14 protein-coding genes are annotated in these 18206 nt (G+C 46.9%); 3 read left to right on the top strand and 11 right to left on the bottom strand.

What is annotated here, in order from left to right; all coding sequences use genetic code 11:
• Nucleotides 1–281: 281 nt before the first annotated feature.
• The 3 genes from QZ942_RS08070 to QZ942_RS08060 form a co-directional block, all read right to left on the bottom strand.
• Nucleotides 282–1439 carry a glycerophosphodiester phosphodiesterase family protein gene (locus tag QZ942_RS08070; RefSeq protein WP_292994446.1) on the bottom strand — a complete coding sequence of 386 codons (1158 nt, stop codon included), beginning with the start codon at nt 1437–1439 and terminating at the stop codon, nt 282–284.
• A 442-nt stretch (nt 1440–1881) separates the two neighbouring features.
• Nucleotides 1882–2028: a hypothetical protein gene (locus QZ942_RS08065; protein ID WP_292994444.1), complete on the bottom strand. Its 147-nt coding sequence runs from the start codon at nt 2026–2028 to the stop codon at nt 1882–1884.
• A 527-nt stretch (nt 2029–2555) separates the two neighbouring features.
• On the bottom strand, nt 2556–2966 hold the full coding sequence (locus tag QZ942_RS08060; RefSeq protein ID WP_292994442.1) for a hypothetical protein: 411 nt from the start codon (nt 2964–2966) through the stop codon (nt 2556–2558).
• A 231-nt stretch (nt 2967–3197) separates the two neighbouring features.
• Here QZ942_RS08060 and QZ942_RS08055 point away from each other — a divergent pair, with 231 nt between their 5' ends.
• Nucleotides 3198–5060 carry a GGDEF domain-containing protein gene (locus QZ942_RS08055; RefSeq protein WP_292994440.1) on the top strand — a complete coding sequence of 621 codons (1863 nt, stop codon included), beginning with the start codon at nt 3198–3200 and terminating at the stop codon, nt 5058–5060.
• A gap of 60 nt (nt 5061–5120) precedes the next feature.
• On the opposite strand, the gene arsA is transcribed toward QZ942_RS08055, so the two are convergent.
• The 6 genes from arsA to QZ942_RS08025 form a co-directional block, all read right to left on the bottom strand.
• Nucleotides 5121–6878 carry an arsenical pump-driving ATPase gene (arsA, locus tag QZ942_RS08050; RefSeq protein WP_292994438.1) on the bottom strand — a complete coding sequence of 586 codons (1758 nt, stop codon included), beginning with the start codon at nt 6876–6878 and terminating at the stop codon, nt 5121–5123.
• A 164-nt stretch (nt 6879–7042) separates the two neighbouring features.
• Nucleotides 7043–7393: an arsenite efflux transporter metallochaperone ArsD gene (gene arsD / locus QZ942_RS08045; protein WP_292994436.1), complete on the bottom strand. Its 351-nt coding sequence runs from the start codon at nt 7391–7393 to the stop codon at nt 7043–7045.
• A gap of 45 nt (nt 7394–7438) precedes the next feature.
• Complete coding sequence (locus QZ942_RS08040) at nt 7439–7768, bottom strand: metalloregulator ArsR/SmtB family transcription factor (RefSeq protein ID WP_292994434.1); 330 nt, start codon at nt 7766–7768, stop codon at nt 7439–7441.
• 203 nt (nt 7769–7971) lie between these two features.
• On the bottom strand, nt 7972–8550 hold the full coding sequence (locus QZ942_RS08035; RefSeq protein ID WP_292994432.1) for a DUF2269 domain-containing protein: 579 nt from the start codon (nt 8548–8550) through the stop codon (nt 7972–7974).
• A 73-nt stretch (nt 8551–8623) separates the two neighbouring features.
• A complete protein-coding gene (locus tag QZ942_RS08030) occupies nt 8624–9454 on the bottom strand; it encodes an abortive infection family protein (RefSeq protein ID WP_292994430.1) in 831 nt (276 codons plus the stop codon).
• Nucleotides 9455–9686: 232 nt separating this feature from the next.
• The gene (locus QZ942_RS08025; protein ID WP_292994428.1) at nt 9687–11033 is read right to left on the bottom strand and encodes an HDOD domain-containing protein; all 1347 of its coding nucleotides are present in this window, start codon (nt 11031–11033) and stop codon (nt 9687–9689) included.
• A gap of 293 nt (nt 11034–11326) precedes the next feature.
• On the opposite strand from QZ942_RS08025, the gene QZ942_RS08020 reads away from it, so the two are divergent.
• Complete coding sequence (locus QZ942_RS08020; RefSeq protein ID WP_292994426.1) at nt 11327–13756, top strand: Lon protease family protein; 2430 nt, start codon at nt 11327–11329, stop codon at nt 13754–13756.
• Between the two features lie 196 nt (nt 13757–13952).
• Here QZ942_RS08020 and QZ942_RS08015 read toward each other — a convergent pair whose 3' ends face one another.
• Nucleotides 13953–14915: a copper oxidase gene (locus tag QZ942_RS08015; RefSeq protein WP_292994424.1), complete on the bottom strand. Its 963-nt coding sequence runs from the start codon at nt 14913–14915 to the stop codon at nt 13953–13955.
• On the bottom strand, nt 14915–16624 hold the full coding sequence (locus QZ942_RS08010; protein ID WP_292994422.1) for a multicopper oxidase domain-containing protein: 1710 nt from the start codon (nt 16622–16624) through the stop codon (nt 14915–14917). The genes QZ942_RS08015 and QZ942_RS08010 overlap by 1 nt, the downstream gene beginning before the upstream one ends.
• A 519-nt stretch (nt 16625–17143) precedes the next feature.
• On the opposite strand from QZ942_RS08010, the gene QZ942_RS08005 reads away from it, so the two are divergent.
• Complete coding sequence (locus QZ942_RS08005; RefSeq protein WP_292994420.1) at nt 17144–18199, top strand: efflux RND transporter periplasmic adaptor subunit; 1056 nt, start codon at nt 17144–17146, stop codon at nt 18197–18199.
• The last annotated feature ends 7 nt before the right edge of the window (nt 18200–18206 follow it).

Genomic DNA, 18206 nt, shown 5'->3' with positions numbered 1-18206 from the left:
AAACCAAAGCGCTGCAGATGAGGAGTGGTATATTCAGAGGTTACAGTCTTTAAGTTGCAAGAGCCGGCTCATACGAGCTGAGCTAATTTGACCGGCTCTTTTGAAAAGATTGTGATTATTTAAGATTCATACAATTAGCATAGTAAGTGACGGTTGCTGGCCAGTCAGAAAATATCCCTAATATACGAACATCTTTCGCCAATACATGTAAGGCATTAAACATGTCCCCATCATTATTGATCACGCTGTTCTCAATATGGCTTGGATTTGGGTTTTCACCGTTAAGTGTTTGATAGTAGAACCCCCCCCCCTGTTGCCAGCGGGCCAGATCGTTCAAATGTCCAAGCGATGATATTCAATCCTGCTTTTTTAGCTTGGTTTGCATACAGTGAAGGAACAATTTCACCTTCTTCAAGTTCCAGTAACATCCACATCGGCGGTGCGATAATCTTTACACCATCAGACGCCAGCTGCTCCATAGAGGGTGACCAGGTTGCAGGGTTGCGGTGGTCGAAGGCAGGATCTTCATAACGGCCATCCAGATAAACAGCCTGTTTCCCAAATTCAGGCTCGCTTTGTATCCAGTATAAAATATCATTGATATCAAATGACTGTGCCCACACTTTAGAAGCAGGAATGCCAGCTTCTTTATATTCATTAATCATTTTCTGCGCATAATCTTTTTGCGAAAATCCATTGAATGGCATAGGCACACTGGGAGACTTAAGCTCCGGAGTCATTTTTACTCCCAGTCTCCGAAATAGCGCAATGCTTTCCTTATGAGTTAACAAAGTTCCGCGACTGGCATAAAGATCGGTTCGCCAATTTGGTGTGCCTTCCATAAAATCACTCACCGTCGTTGCTAATGGATCAGAACCATCCATTTTGCCTTTCAAAGATTTAAATTCAGCTAAAGTGATGTCGCTGGTACAGCACTGTGCTGTGGCGGCACTGACCAGATTGCCGTTGTTATCAAAAACTGCAGGTTGAAATGGTACGGAACAACGTGAAGCTAATTCAGTTTCAAGAATATTGGTTGTGGTATGCAGATCGCATTGAGAATGGCGGCATACTAATTCTTTATCCTGGGTAAAGGTGACATCACACTCTATAATGCCCGCGCCCATTTTCGCTGCTGCTTGATAAGATTCTTGAGTGTGTTCTGGAAATTGTAGCGCCGCTCCGCGATGTCCAATAGAAAAATCAGTTCGTTTGAATGGGCCTGTTTCACAACTTCCCAATTTTTTCTTAAGTGGACCATCGTCCATATCATTGATTAAAAAAAAGGGGCGTGGACCTAACTGAATGCTGAGATTCTTACCCTGATGGTAACTTATTCCGGATTCATCCCCATTGCCAGCAAAACTTGCTGTGGATAGTGAAAAAGCAATTGCAGCTGAGCCAATCATGGTTGTACTAATCAATATTATTTTACTCATACATGCCTCCTGTGAGTTATTCGTATATTCATAGACCCTCTGCATTGGATATAGCATCGGTATCCATGCTGTATGTTATTGAGCAAACATTTCAGGCATATGATTATTCTATGAAGTTTAAGTGAATTTAGGATGAATTGATCTTGTGAGCAGATTTGAAAGCCTCTTGGCCCAGCTCTGCATTAAACAACTGGCTACCACTGGTTTTCATGGCTGAAGCAAACTGTTTCTTTTTGGTTGGAAGCACCGGGACCGACAGAAACTATCGGGTGATTTTTTGGCAGTTTAGCTTTCCACTTGGGAGGACGTACAAGTTGCTATAACGCCAGTAAGTACTTTGATAATTATTCGATCCTACGATGGAGCGAGCTTTCTACTGAAAGCTCGCCTATTCAGATTATTGGCAACTATTCAAAGGATCAATGCAGTACGCCACACTCGTTCAGCTGAACGGCTGGGACTTGCTCGGATCAATGGTCAGGCGCAACCATTCGGAAGGTGCTGTAGTTGATCCCTGTACGGTAATACGAGTTAGATTTGGCGCAGCCTGGGTGTGATGGATCACGCCAGTGGCGCTGGTACAAGGCATGCTGCCCGCCATGGATATCACTCATGTGAATTAAGTGGCTGACAGTGGCTCCGCATTGACGGAATCTGTCAGTAGGTGGGCATTATCTAGTAGATTCTTATTGTATGGCCAATCTCCGATCACCGCGATGGTGATGGGGAGATCAGAGTGTTCGTCTTCATGATTTTTGTCGATAGCATAGGCGGAAGTTGTATAAATTAAGCCGACGGCGCACAAGAACGAGGCCGGTAGGAAATTTTTTAAGGTCAAAAAAGACATTTCCACTGTTAGTTGTCCCTTATAAATTCTAGATTGTTAGGAAAAGTGGCCGCCTATGCACCTATGAGCAGAGCGGCAGGTTAACCTACTACCAGCGCAAGCTATATCGCTGGTAAATTGATTATAAGTAGGACACATGACAAAACTTGTGTCCATTTTTTGACAAAAACTGCAGAACACGGGACACAGCAACAATATGCTATTAAATTGGAATAATCGCGATCCGATTGGATGAAGTGCCTGTCAGGGCGGAACGCGACTATTCCAGATTATTCTTTTGCAGGTCGTCCTGTTTTGATTATTTCCACCTGGGCTACCGCTTGGAGTAATGCTGACCGATTGAGTTTAGATAAGCGTAATATTCCTGCGCGCATCAGTTCACTTTTTTTCACATGCACTCCTGCTTCCAGGCATTTCTTTTTCAGTTCAGCCAGCTTAGCGTAATCGCCTTCCGGTAGGGTAAAGCTATCGCGGATCATTTTAATTTTCTTTGGTTTATCTTTTTTTGATTGTTTCTTTGCTTCGTCCTTGGCTACAGGAAGCATTGTCTTAGCTTCTACGCTTGCAGTATTGCTAGGAATGTCCGTTTTTTTCACCGCAGCAACAGATGCTTTTGCGACAGAACTTTCAGCAGTTGGTGAGGGTTTTGTTTTTTCATTGGGTGTGGTTTTCTTTGTCATGATTAATCCCTTTAAAGTAGTGAATTGGAAATCGAGCATCTTAGATTACAAATAACAGTATAAACTATTTATACAGTATGTATCAATTATTGTTGTTATGCGTAAATCATCATTTAAATCCAATTTCTCATCAATCTACTACTATTCATTGATTGCATAACATGTTTGTAATAAAAATTACATATTGCTTTGCTAAAGTTGATCATGACAACTTGTTTGCAGGGTTATTGTATGGATGTAAATGTAAAAAGAATTTTACCTGATAGGGCAATTGATTTTTCTGCAAACCATGAATCCAGCCGTAGCGAGATATTCTTGCGGCTTATCCAGATTATCGAGCAGCGTCAGCTAACTCCGAACTTCCAACCCATCATTTCCATGGCTACGGGTGAGATCTACGCCTATGAAGGATTAATTCGCGGACCATCCAACAGTCCGTTGCATTCACCGCTCAGTTTGTTCAGAGCGGCTGGGCAATTTGGGTTGCTGCTGGAAGTGGAACGGCTGTGCCGCCAGGTTACGCTGGAAGCTTTTGTTCAACAAAAATTGATAGGAAAGCTTTTCTTGAACGTGAGTCCTGAATGCTTGCTTGATGAAAATTTTAAGAATGGAGAAACGCTGGATTACATGCGCTCACTGGGTTTAGAGCCGCATCGTGTCGTCATCGAATTAACCGAAAACCAGCCAACCTATGATTATTCTCTGCTGCTCGAAGCTGTGCGGCATTATCGCGCGATGGGATTGGAAATTGCCATCGATGATCTGGGTGAGGGATTTTCCAGCCTGCGCCTGTGGTTCGAACTCAGACCTGAATATGTCAAAATCGATCAGCACTTCATCCAGAATATCAATCAAGACCCGATTAAGCTACAGTTCGTGCGATCTATCCAGCAAATCGCGGAAAATTCGAGTACTCAGATTATTGCGGAAGGTATCGAAACCCATGCTGAGTTTATGATTGTTAAGGATTTAGGCATCTTACTCGGGCAAGGTTATTTCATCGCCCGCCCCAATGCGATCCCAGCGACCATCATATCGACGGATGCAGCCAACAGCGTGCATCAAAATGAAATTCTAGTTTTTCCCCGGAAGAATATCGTTATCCAGAAAACTTTGTCTACCATGAAATTGTTGATTTCAGTGCTGCCTGTTACACCTGAAATGGATAACGATGAGGTGTATAGCCGTTTTAATGAGCGCCTGGCTCTGGAGTCTCTGCCTGTGGTCGAACAGGGTATTCCAATCGGAATCATTACCCGCAACCGGTTAATCGATGCTTACGCGCGACCGTATTGGCGCGAACTGTATGGCAAGAAATCCTGCACCTTATTTATGGATTCGGCACCGTTAGTGGTGGATAAAAACATCAGTTTACAAGAATTGAGTAATGCGGTTGTTGCCGCCGGGCAGCGTCATTTGTCGAATGGTTTCATTATCACTGACCGGGGTCAATACCTCGGTGTCGGTACCGGTCATGATTTAATGCGGGAGATTACCCAGTTACAGATAACAGCAGCGCGCTATGCCAATCCGCTTACCTTGTTGCCGGGGAATGTGCCCATTGACGAACATATTGATCGTTTGCTGGAAAGCCAGGTCGGATTCTGCGTTTGCTATTGTGATCTGGATGCATTCAAACCATTCAATGATATTTATGGTTATCGCAGAGGTGATGAGATAATTCAGGTTACGGGAAATATGCTGTCACAAGCGTGCGACTTGGAGCGGGATTTTATCGGGCATATTGGTGGAGATGATTTCATCATTTTGTTTCAAAGTCTCGACTGGGAAATTCGCTGTCGCCATGCTTTAGCCAATTTCACGCGCGAAATTATACGTTTCTTTAAACCGGAGCATTGCGATCATGGCGGATATTTCTCGATAGATCGCAAGGGGCAGCGCGTATTTCATTCGCTGGTTACACTTTCTATCGGCGCAGTCTTGGTAGCCCCGGGTATATTTAGTTCGCACCATGAGATTTCGACCATCGCAACAACTGCCAAACACCAAGCCAAGCGCATACCGGGAAATAGTCTGTTCATTGAACGGCGAGAGCAATACTTACACCACATGGACCGGGTAGGCTCAGCGTAATGTGGCAATGGGATCAGATAATAGCTTAGAAATTTTGTGCGTTTGTGCGGAACATTTGCTTTAGGCTAATTCCAATAACTTCTGTACGCCGACCGGCTCTTCTTTAAGCAAAGGCACGACGGCATAGCGTTGTGCGTGAATAGACGAAACTGTTTCAATTTCTGTTAGCTCGTTACTAGCGCGCTGGCACAATAAGGGTGAGAGGACAGTGGTTGCAGCGACGCTGTTATTAATGATCCATGCCCAAGGTTCAATACCAGCACGGCGCAAATCAACTTGTAAGTTAGCGGCTTCCAGTACTGGCGTCGTTTCCGCCAATGTCACTAGCAATATTTTAGTTTGCTTGGGATTTTGCAGTTGCATCATCGGCGTTGCGTAATGCACGATGGAAGGGTCCATTTGTTTGATGACTTCGCGATGATAAGCGCCGGTAGCATCCAATAATAATAACGTGTGACCGGTTGGTGCAGTGTCCATCACGACAAATTTCTTACCCGCTTCCCGGATCATTCGTGAGAATGCCTGAAATACCGCAATTTCTTCGGTGCAAGGCGAACGTAAGTCTTCTTCCAGCAAGGCTCGGCCTTTGGCATCCAGATGTGCGCCCTTGGATTCCAGGACATGCTGACGGTAACGCTCGGTTTCCACATGCGGATCAATCCGGTCTACCGCCAGATTAGCCATCGCCCCATTGAGCGTTTCGCTTAAATGCGCTGCCGGGTCTGAGGTGGTCAGATGTACTGGCAAGCCACGATGTGCGAGATTCACGGCAATAGCAGCAGCCAGTGTGGTTTTACCAACACCGCCTTTGCCCATGAGCATGATTAAACCGCATCCGTCTTTGGCAATTTCATCAGTCAAACTGGATAAACTGGGGAATGGGATTGCAGTATGCGTAATTTCTTTGCCACCTTCGTCAGGTAAAGCATCAGTCAGTAATTTCCGTAACGCGGTCAATCCGACTAGGTTGAATGATTTAAGCGCAATGCGGTCGCAAGGCAGTTGGCCGAGGACTTCCGGCATGGCCGCCAGAGCTTTTTGTTCGCGCTGGAAGATTGCGGCGGCTAAAGGATCTCGCGATGTTTCGGCTTGCGGCAGCATGCCATTGATCACCAGAAATTGTTTCGTCAAGCCGATAACCGTTAATTCTTCATGCGTCCGCGCTACCTCGCGTAACGTGGCTTGTTGCGCACGAGCCACCAATACCAATCGGCTACGCTCCGAGTCAGCGAGAGCATCTACTGCTGCTTTGTACTGAGCACGCTGTTTTTCCAAACCAGCTAATGGGCCAAGACAAGAGGCATCACCTTTGCCTGCCGCAAGAAAATCACTCCACGCGCCGGGTAATTGCAGCAACCGGATGGTGTGGCCGGTTGGTGCGGTGTCGAAGATAATATGATCGTAGTCTGCAGTCAGCACCGAATCGGTCAAAAGCGCGGTAAATTCATCGAAGGCGGCTATCTCAGTCGTGCAAGCACCGGATAATTGCTCTTCGATACCTTTAACTACTGCATCCGGCAGCACACCGCGCACCGGGCCGACAATGCGGTCGCGGTAAGCTTGGGCCGCCGCTTGCGGGTCTATTTCCATGGCGGCTAAACGGGGTACTGCGGTAATCGCCGTAACCTGATTTCCAATCGTGATACCGAATACCTGGCCAACGTTAGAAGCCGGATCGGTGCTGACCAATAACACCCGCTGACCTGCATCAGCCAGTGTTATCGCCGTGGCGCAAGCCAATGACGTTTTGCCGACCCCGCCTTTACCGGTAAAAAACAGAAAACGCGGCGGCTGATTGAGAAATTTGAGTTTGGTCATGATGGGATCGAGGTTACTTTAAGGAAGCTCTGATTAAGTCCTTCGACAGGCTCAGGACGAACGGTAATCTTGTCATTTCGAGCACAGCGAGAAATCTATAGTGTTGATTCGCAAAGATTCCTCGCTGTGTTCGGAATGGCAAAGAGGGATTATTCAGAATTTCCTTAGCAACAGCCGCCGCAACAACTCGACTCTTCGACTTCTTCCTCCAGAGGGATCCCCGCCCAGCGCGCGAGTTCGCTACGCTGCGGGTAGCGGCCTGCTAATGCCACTTCTCCGTCTACCAGTATTAATGGCAGCGCTTCAGCACCGGAGCGGTCCAGGAATCCTTTCACCGTAGAATTGTCTGCAAAAGCCATGGGTTGCTGTGCCAGATTAAAACGCTCGATTGCAACATCGTGCTGTTTGACCCAATCGACATCAGCGGAAAAACCGACCAATTCTTGGTCTACGTCGGAACCGCAAACGCCTGAGCTACAGCATGAAGCAGGGTCAAATACGTGAATAGTTGTCATTTTGATTCTCCAAGGTTGTGGTAATAAAGTTTCGATAGTCAAATATTAGCTGTTGTTTTCATCACAGCAAACTTCAGCGGAACTGCACGGAATGCCGATGCAGCAATTCTCGGTGAGATAACCCAATAACGCATTCATGGTTGCAAAATTCGCCGAGTAATAAATAAAGCGGCTTTCCTGCCGGGCAATGACCAGCTCTGCATGCGTCAATTCTTTTAGATGAAAAGATAACGTTGCATTAGGGATGTTTAATTCCTTGGCAAGCTGACCCGCCGGAAGCCCCGATTCGCCAGCCTGAACCAGAACCCGGAAAATCGTGAGGCGGGTTTCCTGTGCTAGGGCGGCAAGCGCTTTAATTGCAATATCCATTTCCATGTTTCCATAATATTGGAAATAATGAATTATGTCAATTCTTTTGCTGAAATTTATTCAGAAACCTCATTTGTCATTCCGAACGCGGTGAGGAATCTTTGGGAATTGACAGTTCTTTTAAAACGCCCTAATGGCCAAAGTCAGGCGACCTGGTCAGGCGAGGGGTGGTGCGGTTGCGTTGGTGTGCGTGGCGGCGTAACAACGGCTTATTGTTTTGCCGTCCAGGGATAAAGACGCGGAATGAATACCGTAAGGGCAACGGCAAGCGCTATCGCGAACAATGAGCCCACAACAAACACGTCCCAATTGTCGGGCTTGAGCGCGCCCAACGTGATGATCAGGAACAGCATGGGTAAATCGAGAAAGTGCGTGAATGCCGGAATATTTTCAGCGCGCGCTTTTTCCAGTTCAGGCGTAAATTCGCCAACGTGTAAAGCCTCTTGAGTCAAACGCCGCAAGCGCAAGAAGTAGATCCGGGTAACGGTATTGCCTTCGATGAACTCAAAAACAAACAGGAAGACCATGCCCGCAAGCCAGGGTATGGAAATAAAATTCCAGCCGCCGTAGAACTCAACAATCAACCAGGTACCGGAGATGAGGAGAACAATTGCACCCGGAACCACGACGCCGTCGTAAAACACCGCAATGTTGCGCACGGACTCGGAAAAACGCACCAGCTCACGCGATTGCCGGGATCGCAAATCACTCAACCAAACACCGATCAAACCGCCGCCAATCAAGACGGCACCGATGATGTGCGCGAGTTTTAGCAGTTCGTAGGTCATGGTTTTGGGTCCTTAGTGAAGAACTGCTGGACTTTATCGCGCAGTGTCAGGATAACTACCCAGGAGGTGAAATTCATTTCTTCTTGCGCTCCCAAGATTCAAGGACAAACAGTGCAACGGTATGTGCAGAATGAACCGCGAGGCGTGAGTGTCTTGACTCTATTTTGTATGATTTCTTTCCTGCACCGTGTGCAGAACTAGCATGGGTCCTCAGTGCGCCAATTCCATCAACGAGCGCGAATAAGCCCGTGAGAATAGTTTGTAGATCTTGATCTTCCACTCGACCGGGATCGAAACCGAGGTCTTTACGAACGACATTCCACACGGGTTTAAGGTCTTGCCTTGCAGGCATTTCGAGTCCTTGTTCCTCAATGTAAACTTTGCAGAGAGTTTCGAGAATATTGCTCGCAGCAGAAATGGCCTCCCGTGGATCTTTATCAACGTTCTCAAGTGCACGATTGAATTCATGTTCCAGTGCGGCGATGTCCCTCTCTCGAACAAACTCCTCAAGCGTTCTAGAAGGAATACCGAGGGCTCCAACAATTGAGCCGCCACGGACGTATTGTAATTCACAACGACCGAGAATCTTGGTTAGCTTTTCTTGATCTTGTGTTTGAGTGGGAGACGGAGTGTCTTCTGTAGTGTCGTCGAATGGGTTGTCTTCGGGAGGCGGCTCTTCCATGTAACCTTCGATTAACCGTCCGAGAACTTTAAGTGGTTGAACAGACCCATCTGTATTCGCACGGCGCAGCCACTCTTGAGCCTTCACCTTTTTGCTCCCTTCCGGAGGGGCGCCAGGAGCACCGGCATACATGAATAAGTTGTCCATCGAGGCGTGCGTTTCACGGTGGGACATTATCTCAGCGGCAATAGCAATCACGGGCGACGGGATAACTTTGCGCACGGGCTATAGTTCCAACTCTAAGAAAATTTCAGAAATAAAACGATTGATTGCGTAAAAATTAAGATCCAATGCGGCAAGCTTCATGATATCCCGTTATGTTTTATGAAAATTAATCAATTGATTAGCTCTTAATTCGATCATATCAGACTCATTTAGATTATTCTATTTTCTCCTTAGAGTTTTCAGCTTATTCTACAAGCAATTCTAATAGTTGATTCATGAAAAATACCGGTTAATCAAAGCTCAATCCGGTTTCTTCCATAAACACGGTCAATTCGTTAAGCACTTTTTGGATACTGGTGATATCGAGTCCGATGGATTTGGCTGTACTTTCCATTAGCGGATCGTCCCGTTTTTCGTTATAAATGCCGTACCCGGCGCATTTTGCCAGCAGATTCCCTAACGAGACGGCAAGCAGCTCTCGTGTAACGGATGTTGACTGGTCGAGGGCGTCGTGAAATTGTGCGACTATTGTGATTTCCGGCGGTAATTTCCAGATTTCCAGGAGCTTGCGGCCAAACAGGCCGTGATGCTTTTCCAAAAATGCATCCAGTGTGTCTTTGGAAGTAGCCGGATCAATGACATCCCGGGCTTGCAATTCCGAGATGACCTGCAGCAGAAAGAGCTTGCCGATATCGTGCATCAGTCCCATGAAGAACACTTCACAGGGTTTTGAGAGCTTGGCAAGTTGTGCTATCCGGTAAGAAGCATGAGCGCACGCTACGCCATGTTTCCAAAGATCCTTCAGCGCAGCCTGATATTTTGGGTTGCGCGCCATATATAACGCGCGATTCGCGATGATATCGACGTATTCCTTCGTGGTGCTCAGACCCAGAACATTGATCGCTTGATCGACCGTGGTGCTTTGCCGCAATCCGCCGTAGCGTGGAGAATTGGCTACGCTGATCAGCTTGGCACTGATCACCATATCTTTTCTGAGTAAAATTGCGATTTCTTCAATCCCGGCATCTCTTTGGACCAATCGATCCATTTCAAGACTGATGCTGGGGAAACTCGGCAGATTAATTTCTCCATTGTTTAAACGCTTGGCAATTTCCTGCAACATGGGCGCACGCTTGTGTTGGTTGGTTGGCAGTGCCTTGTCAGTTGAACGCACTTCAGCTTCACCACCTGTTTTTGCGTTGAGTTGCGCTTCCAGCTCCGTAATACGGGCTTTTTGAGCCATGATCGTGCGTTTCAATTCTCGCTGATCACTAAAAGCAAAGAGCATTTCGCGCACGGCCATTTCCAACACAGAATTTAGCTTGCCGGTTTTGACGCAATAATTGAATGCGCCGATTCGACGGGCCTCAATGGCGCATTGCGGGTCATCAGGAGGGGTGATGAGCAGAACTGGGATATAGGTTTTGCTGCAAACCTCCATCAGAAAATCGAGTCCTTGCGCTTGCGTAAAATTTACGTCCAGGATGATGGCATCAATCCCGTCGAGATTAACCGGCTTGTTATCCCAAGAGTCCATTAAGTGCAAAGTATATTTGCTGAGTACTGCCTGGAGCGAATCCAGCTCGTTCCGCTGACTGTTACAAATTAATAGCCGATTCATCATAACCCTTAACATTACAAATTCGTAAAATCGAATACTTTGAGCAGCGAAATGCTTACTTCAAAGCTGTAGTACAAATGTCATGACTTTTTCGGATTAATTACTTAAAACTTTACAGTAATTCCTACAAATAATTTTATGTTCTTAAATCTAAATGAGGATCTCAAACGCATTGAAATCGACAAAATACAGTGATCCCAGATAACCGATACCTGACTGGTTGGATTACTCCATGACGCAATAGTCTCTTAATAGGTACAATACCGGCAATTCTCGAAAACTCTCGCCCTATGGTTACTAACCCAAACATGTCGACTCCATCTTTAGATTCTTCCCAATTACGCATCACCATCGACCCGGCCTCGCTGGGGTTTTTAGATACTTCGGAATTGCTGCAACGGCCGTTATCCTGGATCGGACAGGAGCGGGCGGAAGTGGCTGTGCGTTTTGGTCTTGGCATGATGCAGCCGGATTATCATTTGTTTGTGCTGGGGGAAGCCGGGTCGGGGCGCACTTCGTTGTTGCATCAAGCGATGATTGACGCGGCGGCTGATCAGCCAGTGCCAGCGGATTTGTGCTACCTGTACAATTTTATCGCGCCTGAGAAACCGCTGGCTTTGCACTTGCCTGCCGGGCAGGGGCGAGTGCTGCGCCAATCGCTGCTGCAACTGGCAAAATCGCTACCGGCGGAAATCGCGCAATGCCTGAGCGGGCAAGACTTCAAGCTCAAAAGTGATCACACTGAGAAGAAATTCAAAACGGAAGCGACGCAAGCGTATGCCAAGCTGGACAAGATTGCGGAATCGCTGCATTTCACCATTCACTGCGAAGACGAACAAATTGTTTTTACTTTGCTGGATGAAAAGGGCGAAATTCTCACGGCAGAAAATTTATTAAAACTGCCCAAGGCTCGCAGGACGGAAATAGAGCAGGCCGAGCAAGCGTTACATGAGGCGATTGTGCTGTATTTTGAAGAATTCCAGTGCGTGGAGAAAGACAAGAATGTAACGTTGGCGGCACTCCAACGCCACAGCGTGCAACCTTTGTTGAACCTTGCGTTGCAGAAAATCCAAAATGAATTACCGGCACAAGAACGGCTGAAAACTTATTTTGAACGGATGGAATCGGATATTCTCGATAATCTGGCGCTGTTCGAAACGAATAACGCCGATGAAGAGAAGCGGGAAACGCAATTGCATCAGATTTTCTCGCGTTATCAGATCAATCTCGTCGTGGACAACGCGGATTTGCACGGCGCGCCGGTCATTATTGAAGATAACCCCTCTGCGTATGCATTGTTTGGCAGTATCGATTATCAGTTTGAGGATGGAAAACTAAAAACCAATTTCATGCGCATACGGGCCGGCAGTTTATTAAAGGCGCACGGCGGATATATTATGTTGCACCTGGATGATTTGCTGACGGATGGCCAGTTATGGGTAAAGCTACGGCGATTCTTACGCAGTAAGCGGTTACAAATCGAAGAGCCCGGCTCCGCATTAACCTCGAATACGCCTGTATCCCTCGAACCGGAGGCGGTGGACGTGAATGTCAAGATTGTCTTGATCGGATCGCGGGATGAATATTATGAATTGGAGGAAATTGATCCTGAATTCATGCGGCGCTTCCGTGTGAAAGTGGATTTTTCCGGAAGCTTCATCGCCAGCGCGGAAACCTACCAGGCATCGTCTGTTTTTGTCGCGCACGCCTGCGAAGCGGCAAAGTTACCGCATTTTTCTGCTGCTGCAGTCGCGCGGTTACTGGAAGAATCGCACCGGGAAGTGGAGGATCAAAAACGTCAAAGCGCAATTTTTGCGCGCACCGAAATGCTGGTGCTGGAGAGTGCCGCCTTATGCAGTGCCCGTCACGGGTGTGTCGTGGAAGTGGCGGACATTTCCGCAGCGCTTCAAGCGCGCACACTCCGGCATAACTATCCGGATTTGCGCTTGCAGGAATCCATTATCGAAGGCGAAATTGCCATTACATTACAGGGTGCTGAAGTAGGACAACTCAACGCATTGACGCAGATCGATTTGGGCGATCATCGCTTTGGTACGCCGGTACGCGTCACTGCACGCACTTTTGCCGGGGAAGACGGGGTGCTGAATATCGCCCGTGAAGTGGATATGTCCGGACCGATCCACGATAAGGGCATGTTCATATTGCAAAACTACCTGACCGGACTCTTTACGCATATTGCACCGATTGCACTCAGTGCATCGATAGTTTTTGAGCAGGAATACTCCAGCATCGAGGGGGATTCCGCTTCCTGCGCCGAGTTTTTCGTTTTGCTGTCATCGCTGGCGGAAGCGCCGCTGAAACAAAGTATTGCGGTGACCGGTGCACTGAATCAATACGGTGAGGTGCTGCCGGTTGGCGGCATTAATGACAAGATTGAAGGTTATTTCAAGTTGTGTGAAAAAATGGGTTTAAACGGTGAGCAAGGTGTGCTGATTCCACACCATAACCGGCAACACTTGGTACTGGATTACAAGATTATTGAAGCCGTTGAGAAAGGCTTGTTTGCGATTCATACAATGGAACATGTGACACAAGGATTGGAATTGCTAACCGGCTGCCCAGCGGGACTTACCGAACAAAGCCGGACAATGGGTTACTCACCGGATACGGTTCTGGGGTATGCGCAGCGAGCGTTGCTGGTTTTCCGCCGCGCTTGTCAATTGACCCAGCACCCTAAAACCGAGCATAGACGACTGCCGTCGCGCACGGAAAAATAGTTGTACCCAATAGTGACGGCAAAAGAATTTGTCGATTTCTGAATTTTCTTCTGAAATGGTTGCTTTACATCAGCGGAGTATCGATGCGGTTGAAAGTTTGATTCATTTTAAGCCATAGAAAAACCGGCCAAACAAATTCAAATTTGAATTTATCTGACCGGTCTCTGGAATAAAAAAGCTAAGCGATAGTTAAGCGCTAATCGCTCTTTTTGCGAAACGGGATTTTCTTAAATAGCGGGATACACAACAAACCAATAAGCAGCCCTATCAGCATCATTCCATAGTTTTGGAAATTATTGTTGGTGAACGCCGTGATTTGTCTGACCATGGCGCTTTGTTCCGCTTTGTCGGAGATTTTGGGTAAGTTTTCCGCTTCGTAGGTGTCGTTGATATTGTAAGGCGTTACCCCAGGAATACTGGGTATATTTTCCGCGCCTTTTCCAACCACCAATTGCGCTTTCATGCCTTTTTCCATGTGATGGGAAATGTCGCAGTGCACCAGGAAGGTATCATCGGATCCTGGAACGATGATCGTGCCGGATACCGTTTTAGGCCCGGTGACTTCAAGGTGGAACATGCCATATTTATAGAGGTATTTTGGCAAACCGTGCATCATGAATTGATGGCGGATATTATCTTCGTTAATGAAGTGCCAGGTTACTTTTGAACAGGGTTTTACATGCCATTGCTGCTGATCAAACGCGAAAGCCGTTCCGGGGAATTTTGCGGCATACTTCCTGCCGGCACGCACGGTAATTTCAACCTCTTCAGAAATGCTTTTACAGCTACTGGGCAGTTTGTCCAGGTTTTGCCCCATGATCATGGTGCCTTCATGATCCATAATGTGATCGTGGTCCATATGATGATGATGGTGCGCATCGCCATGTTCTGTGGACTGCGTGCTTGTGGCATGACCGCTATGGTCACTGTGATCACCGTGATCTATCGTGTGATCGGGTTCCATGTTGTGGCCGCTGTGATCCATGGCATCATGATCATGGCTATGATCTGTTGGGGTAGCATTTTTCTGACTCATGTCATGACCACTGTGATCTTGATGGTCGTGTTCGCTGGGTTTAGCCGGTTGCTGTGCCATGGCATGTGCACTGAAAGCAAGCAGACCAGCAAGTATGAAAGTAATTGTTGTTGTCTTAGCCATTATTGGTTACTCCCTTTTGGGCTTTTTAGACGTGAAACCGCTGCAACAGCGCATTGTTTGATTTGTTCCCGTTTGGCGAAAATCAGATAGATCAAAAGTCCTGCCAACAAACCATAGAGCGCGTTAAGCAACGAAGTTTGAGTCGCAGCATCAACACCGATATCTCCGGCAGGCGAACCCAGGCTTGACCATGCATCAAGGTCTTGCCACACCGGGAGTCGACGCTCGTAATATTCTTTGGTGAAATACTTATTGAGCTCAATACCAAAATGACTGACCTTGGGCATGCCGTGTTCACCTAAATAAGATGTGTAAACAATGGAACTCATGCTACCGCCTTCCGCCATACCGTTTGTGGTGATTCCCTTTTCCCGGTGATCATGAAACAGCCAATCACCTTCGCCATAGCTGTGTTTGCCATCATTGACGGTTTCTAATTTCAGGTCAAGCCGTTGTGCCGGTGCCATGTCAAACACGTCACGCATGATCTGTGCAACCGGGTTGTGCTCCACGCCGTCGTAATGCGTGATCGTGGCGTGGTGGCCATGCGTATGGACGGCGATCAGTTCACCACCACTGTTCAGCAAGCGCAATTTGATTTTCTGATCCGGCTCAACAATGATCAGTGATTCCCTGAGTGTGTAAGGGAAAGACAAGCCGTTCAGCGTGAAGTAATCCTCGGTTGAGTCGGTAATGTCATAACGTTGATTCATATCGCGCGCAATGAGTCGAGGATCGTTGTGTTTCTGAATAATGCTGCTCAATTCCTTATCCATCGCGTGATAATGCAGATCATATTCCTGATCAAATTGCTCGCGCACGGCAACGGAGGGGTGGCGAACATGCCCGGCGCCAATATTTAAAGTTTGCAGCCAGTTATTCGGTTTGTTTTCTTCAATGACAATCATTCCAGCCAAGCCCATCGCCAAATGGGTGTGCGTTTGCACATGGCAGTGGTAAAACATGGTGCCCGGTTGCCGTGCCTGGAATTGATAAATACGGCGTTCGCCAGGCATCAGTTCGACTTCACTAGTTTGTGGTACGCCGTCTTGACCACCATGCTCACCGTGTGAAAATGGGTGATCCACACCGTGCAGGTGGATACTGTGCGGGAAATAGTGTGTGTTTTCCAATACGATTTGAACGATATCACCTACTTCAACGCGGATGACAGGCGAAGGTAATCTCAGCAGCGGATTGGCGCGTACACTTTCAAAATTTTCCGTTGACATGCCGCTGGTCTTTGGCGCGAAAACCCATGCGCCGGGTTGTATGCCGGGAGCAATATCAAATGTTGGAACCAATCCGGGGAAATCGGGTGATTTGCCGTTTAATTCCATGATTTCCAGCTTGATGATAATCCGGTCGGGATCGCCGTCACCATCCAGATCATCGGTTTTAATGATGGCATCAGGTGAAAGACCCGTCTTCATCAGGGTATCCATCGAAATGTTGTTGGTTCCTTTAACCGCAGCGGCAATCCAAGCCGGATTATCCGGACTGCAACCCGGTGATGCATCAATTTTGACACCATCAATTACCTGGGCTTCCCGCCATGCAGGTGAAATCTTCGGGTCACACATCGGCTCAGCAGTTAACGCTGCCGGATCAACTTTTATGGTTTCAGGCAATTTCAAAGATGCCTGAGCAATTGTTGCTGACGTCAGCATGAAGAAAGTTAGTAAGGCAATAAAATTATGGATAGGCATATCAACACACCTTAAAAATTTATCTAATAGTAAAAACAAATAGAGCTGATTGGATCATGTGATTTATTGATGACCGGTATCAGATTTAATAGCCAGAGTATCTGTCTGGTATGACAGATCGGTAGGAACAAAATACATTTAATTGTGTATCTGTAGGTAGGTAAAATTATGAGAAATATCTTATCTTCATCTATGTAATACTTCTACATTATCCGTCAAGCTATCATCTTATTCATTATACAGAACCCTATTGCGCTTTTGTGGTTTTTCCATAGTCGATTAGATTTTAAATTTTTAACTTACGAACTAATTATCCGAGTGACAAACAAATTTCTTTTTACAGTCTTGAGCCGCCTTGTATATCGGCAAACCGTGGAAGTGTTAGTTTCTAAATTTAAGAGGAATTATGTACCGTGTCAGCGGACAAAGAATGGAGGTACTATTTTTATCGGTTACGGGCTAATGGGTTTGTTATTAATTGGATGTGGAAATAACGAATCAGCTCAAAAAGCACCGCGTTTGGATCAGACGATCACGGTCACAGTGATGGTTGCAGAGTCGGTCAGCATGCCTGTCAGCTTGGAAACGATCGCACAAACCGAAGGTGCCAAAGAAATTGAAATCCGCCCGCGAGTGGGGGGAATGCTACTTAAACGGCTATATGCTGAGGGTGTGGCGGTTAAAGCCGGGCAATCCTTGTTTTTAATTGACCCAGAACCTTTTCAGAATGCATTGGCAGAAGCCAGAGCAGCGTTTCTTGAGCAGAATGTTCGTGTTATGCGCGCTCAAAGTGAAGAAAATCGCCAGCGGCAATTGCTGGCCGAGAATTTTGTCAGTCAGCGTGCCTATGATGTAGCAAAAGCAGACTTGGCTATTGCAGAAGCTGCTTTGCAAGCTGCGAAAGTGCGTGTTCAGCAAGCGGAACTCAATTTTTCCTATACCACGGTCAAAGCGCCAATGAATGGAATGACGGGCCGTGCTCTTTTTTCCGAAGGTGCGCTGGTATCCGCCAATACCAGTTTGCTGACGACATTGACCCAACTCTCTCCGATTTGGGTCCGGTTTAGTTTTTCAGATAATGAAGTGGCGCGATTCGGCGGACATTTAAATGACAAAAATGTACGCAGTGTCAGCATGATTTTGCCAGATGGGTCTGAGTATCAGCAGGAAGGGAAGCTCAATTTTGCCGCCAGTAAAATTGATTCGTTACTCGGCACACAACAATTGCGCGCAACCTTTGAGAATAGCGATCAGCGCATATTGCCCGGTCAATTTGTTCGTGTGCGGGTTACTGCGGGAGAATCCAGAGCTGTTTATGTGGTGCCGCAGGTTGCGGTTCTGACTTCGGATCTGGGTCGATATGTGTATGTCCTCAATGAGAGCAATGCGGTGATGCAGCGTCCTGTCATTGCAGGGGATTGGATCGGAAAGGATTGGATCATTCTGGATGGATTGCATGCAGGGGATAGGGTGGTGATAGACAATATGATCAAATTAGCACCCGGCAAAGTGGTTGATCCTCAATTGCGGGATACGTTAACTTCTGCTCAATCCAATGCGGTATCTACCAATTAAATAGCAA

Source organism: Nitrosomonas sp., from assembly GCF_021731985.1.
In the GTDB taxonomy this organism is placed as follows: Bacteria; Pseudomonadota; Gammaproteobacteria; order Burkholderiales; family Nitrosomonadaceae; genus Nitrosomonas.
Note: the sequence above shows the minus strand (reverse complement) of the source record. Positions and strands in the feature narration are given on the sequence as shown.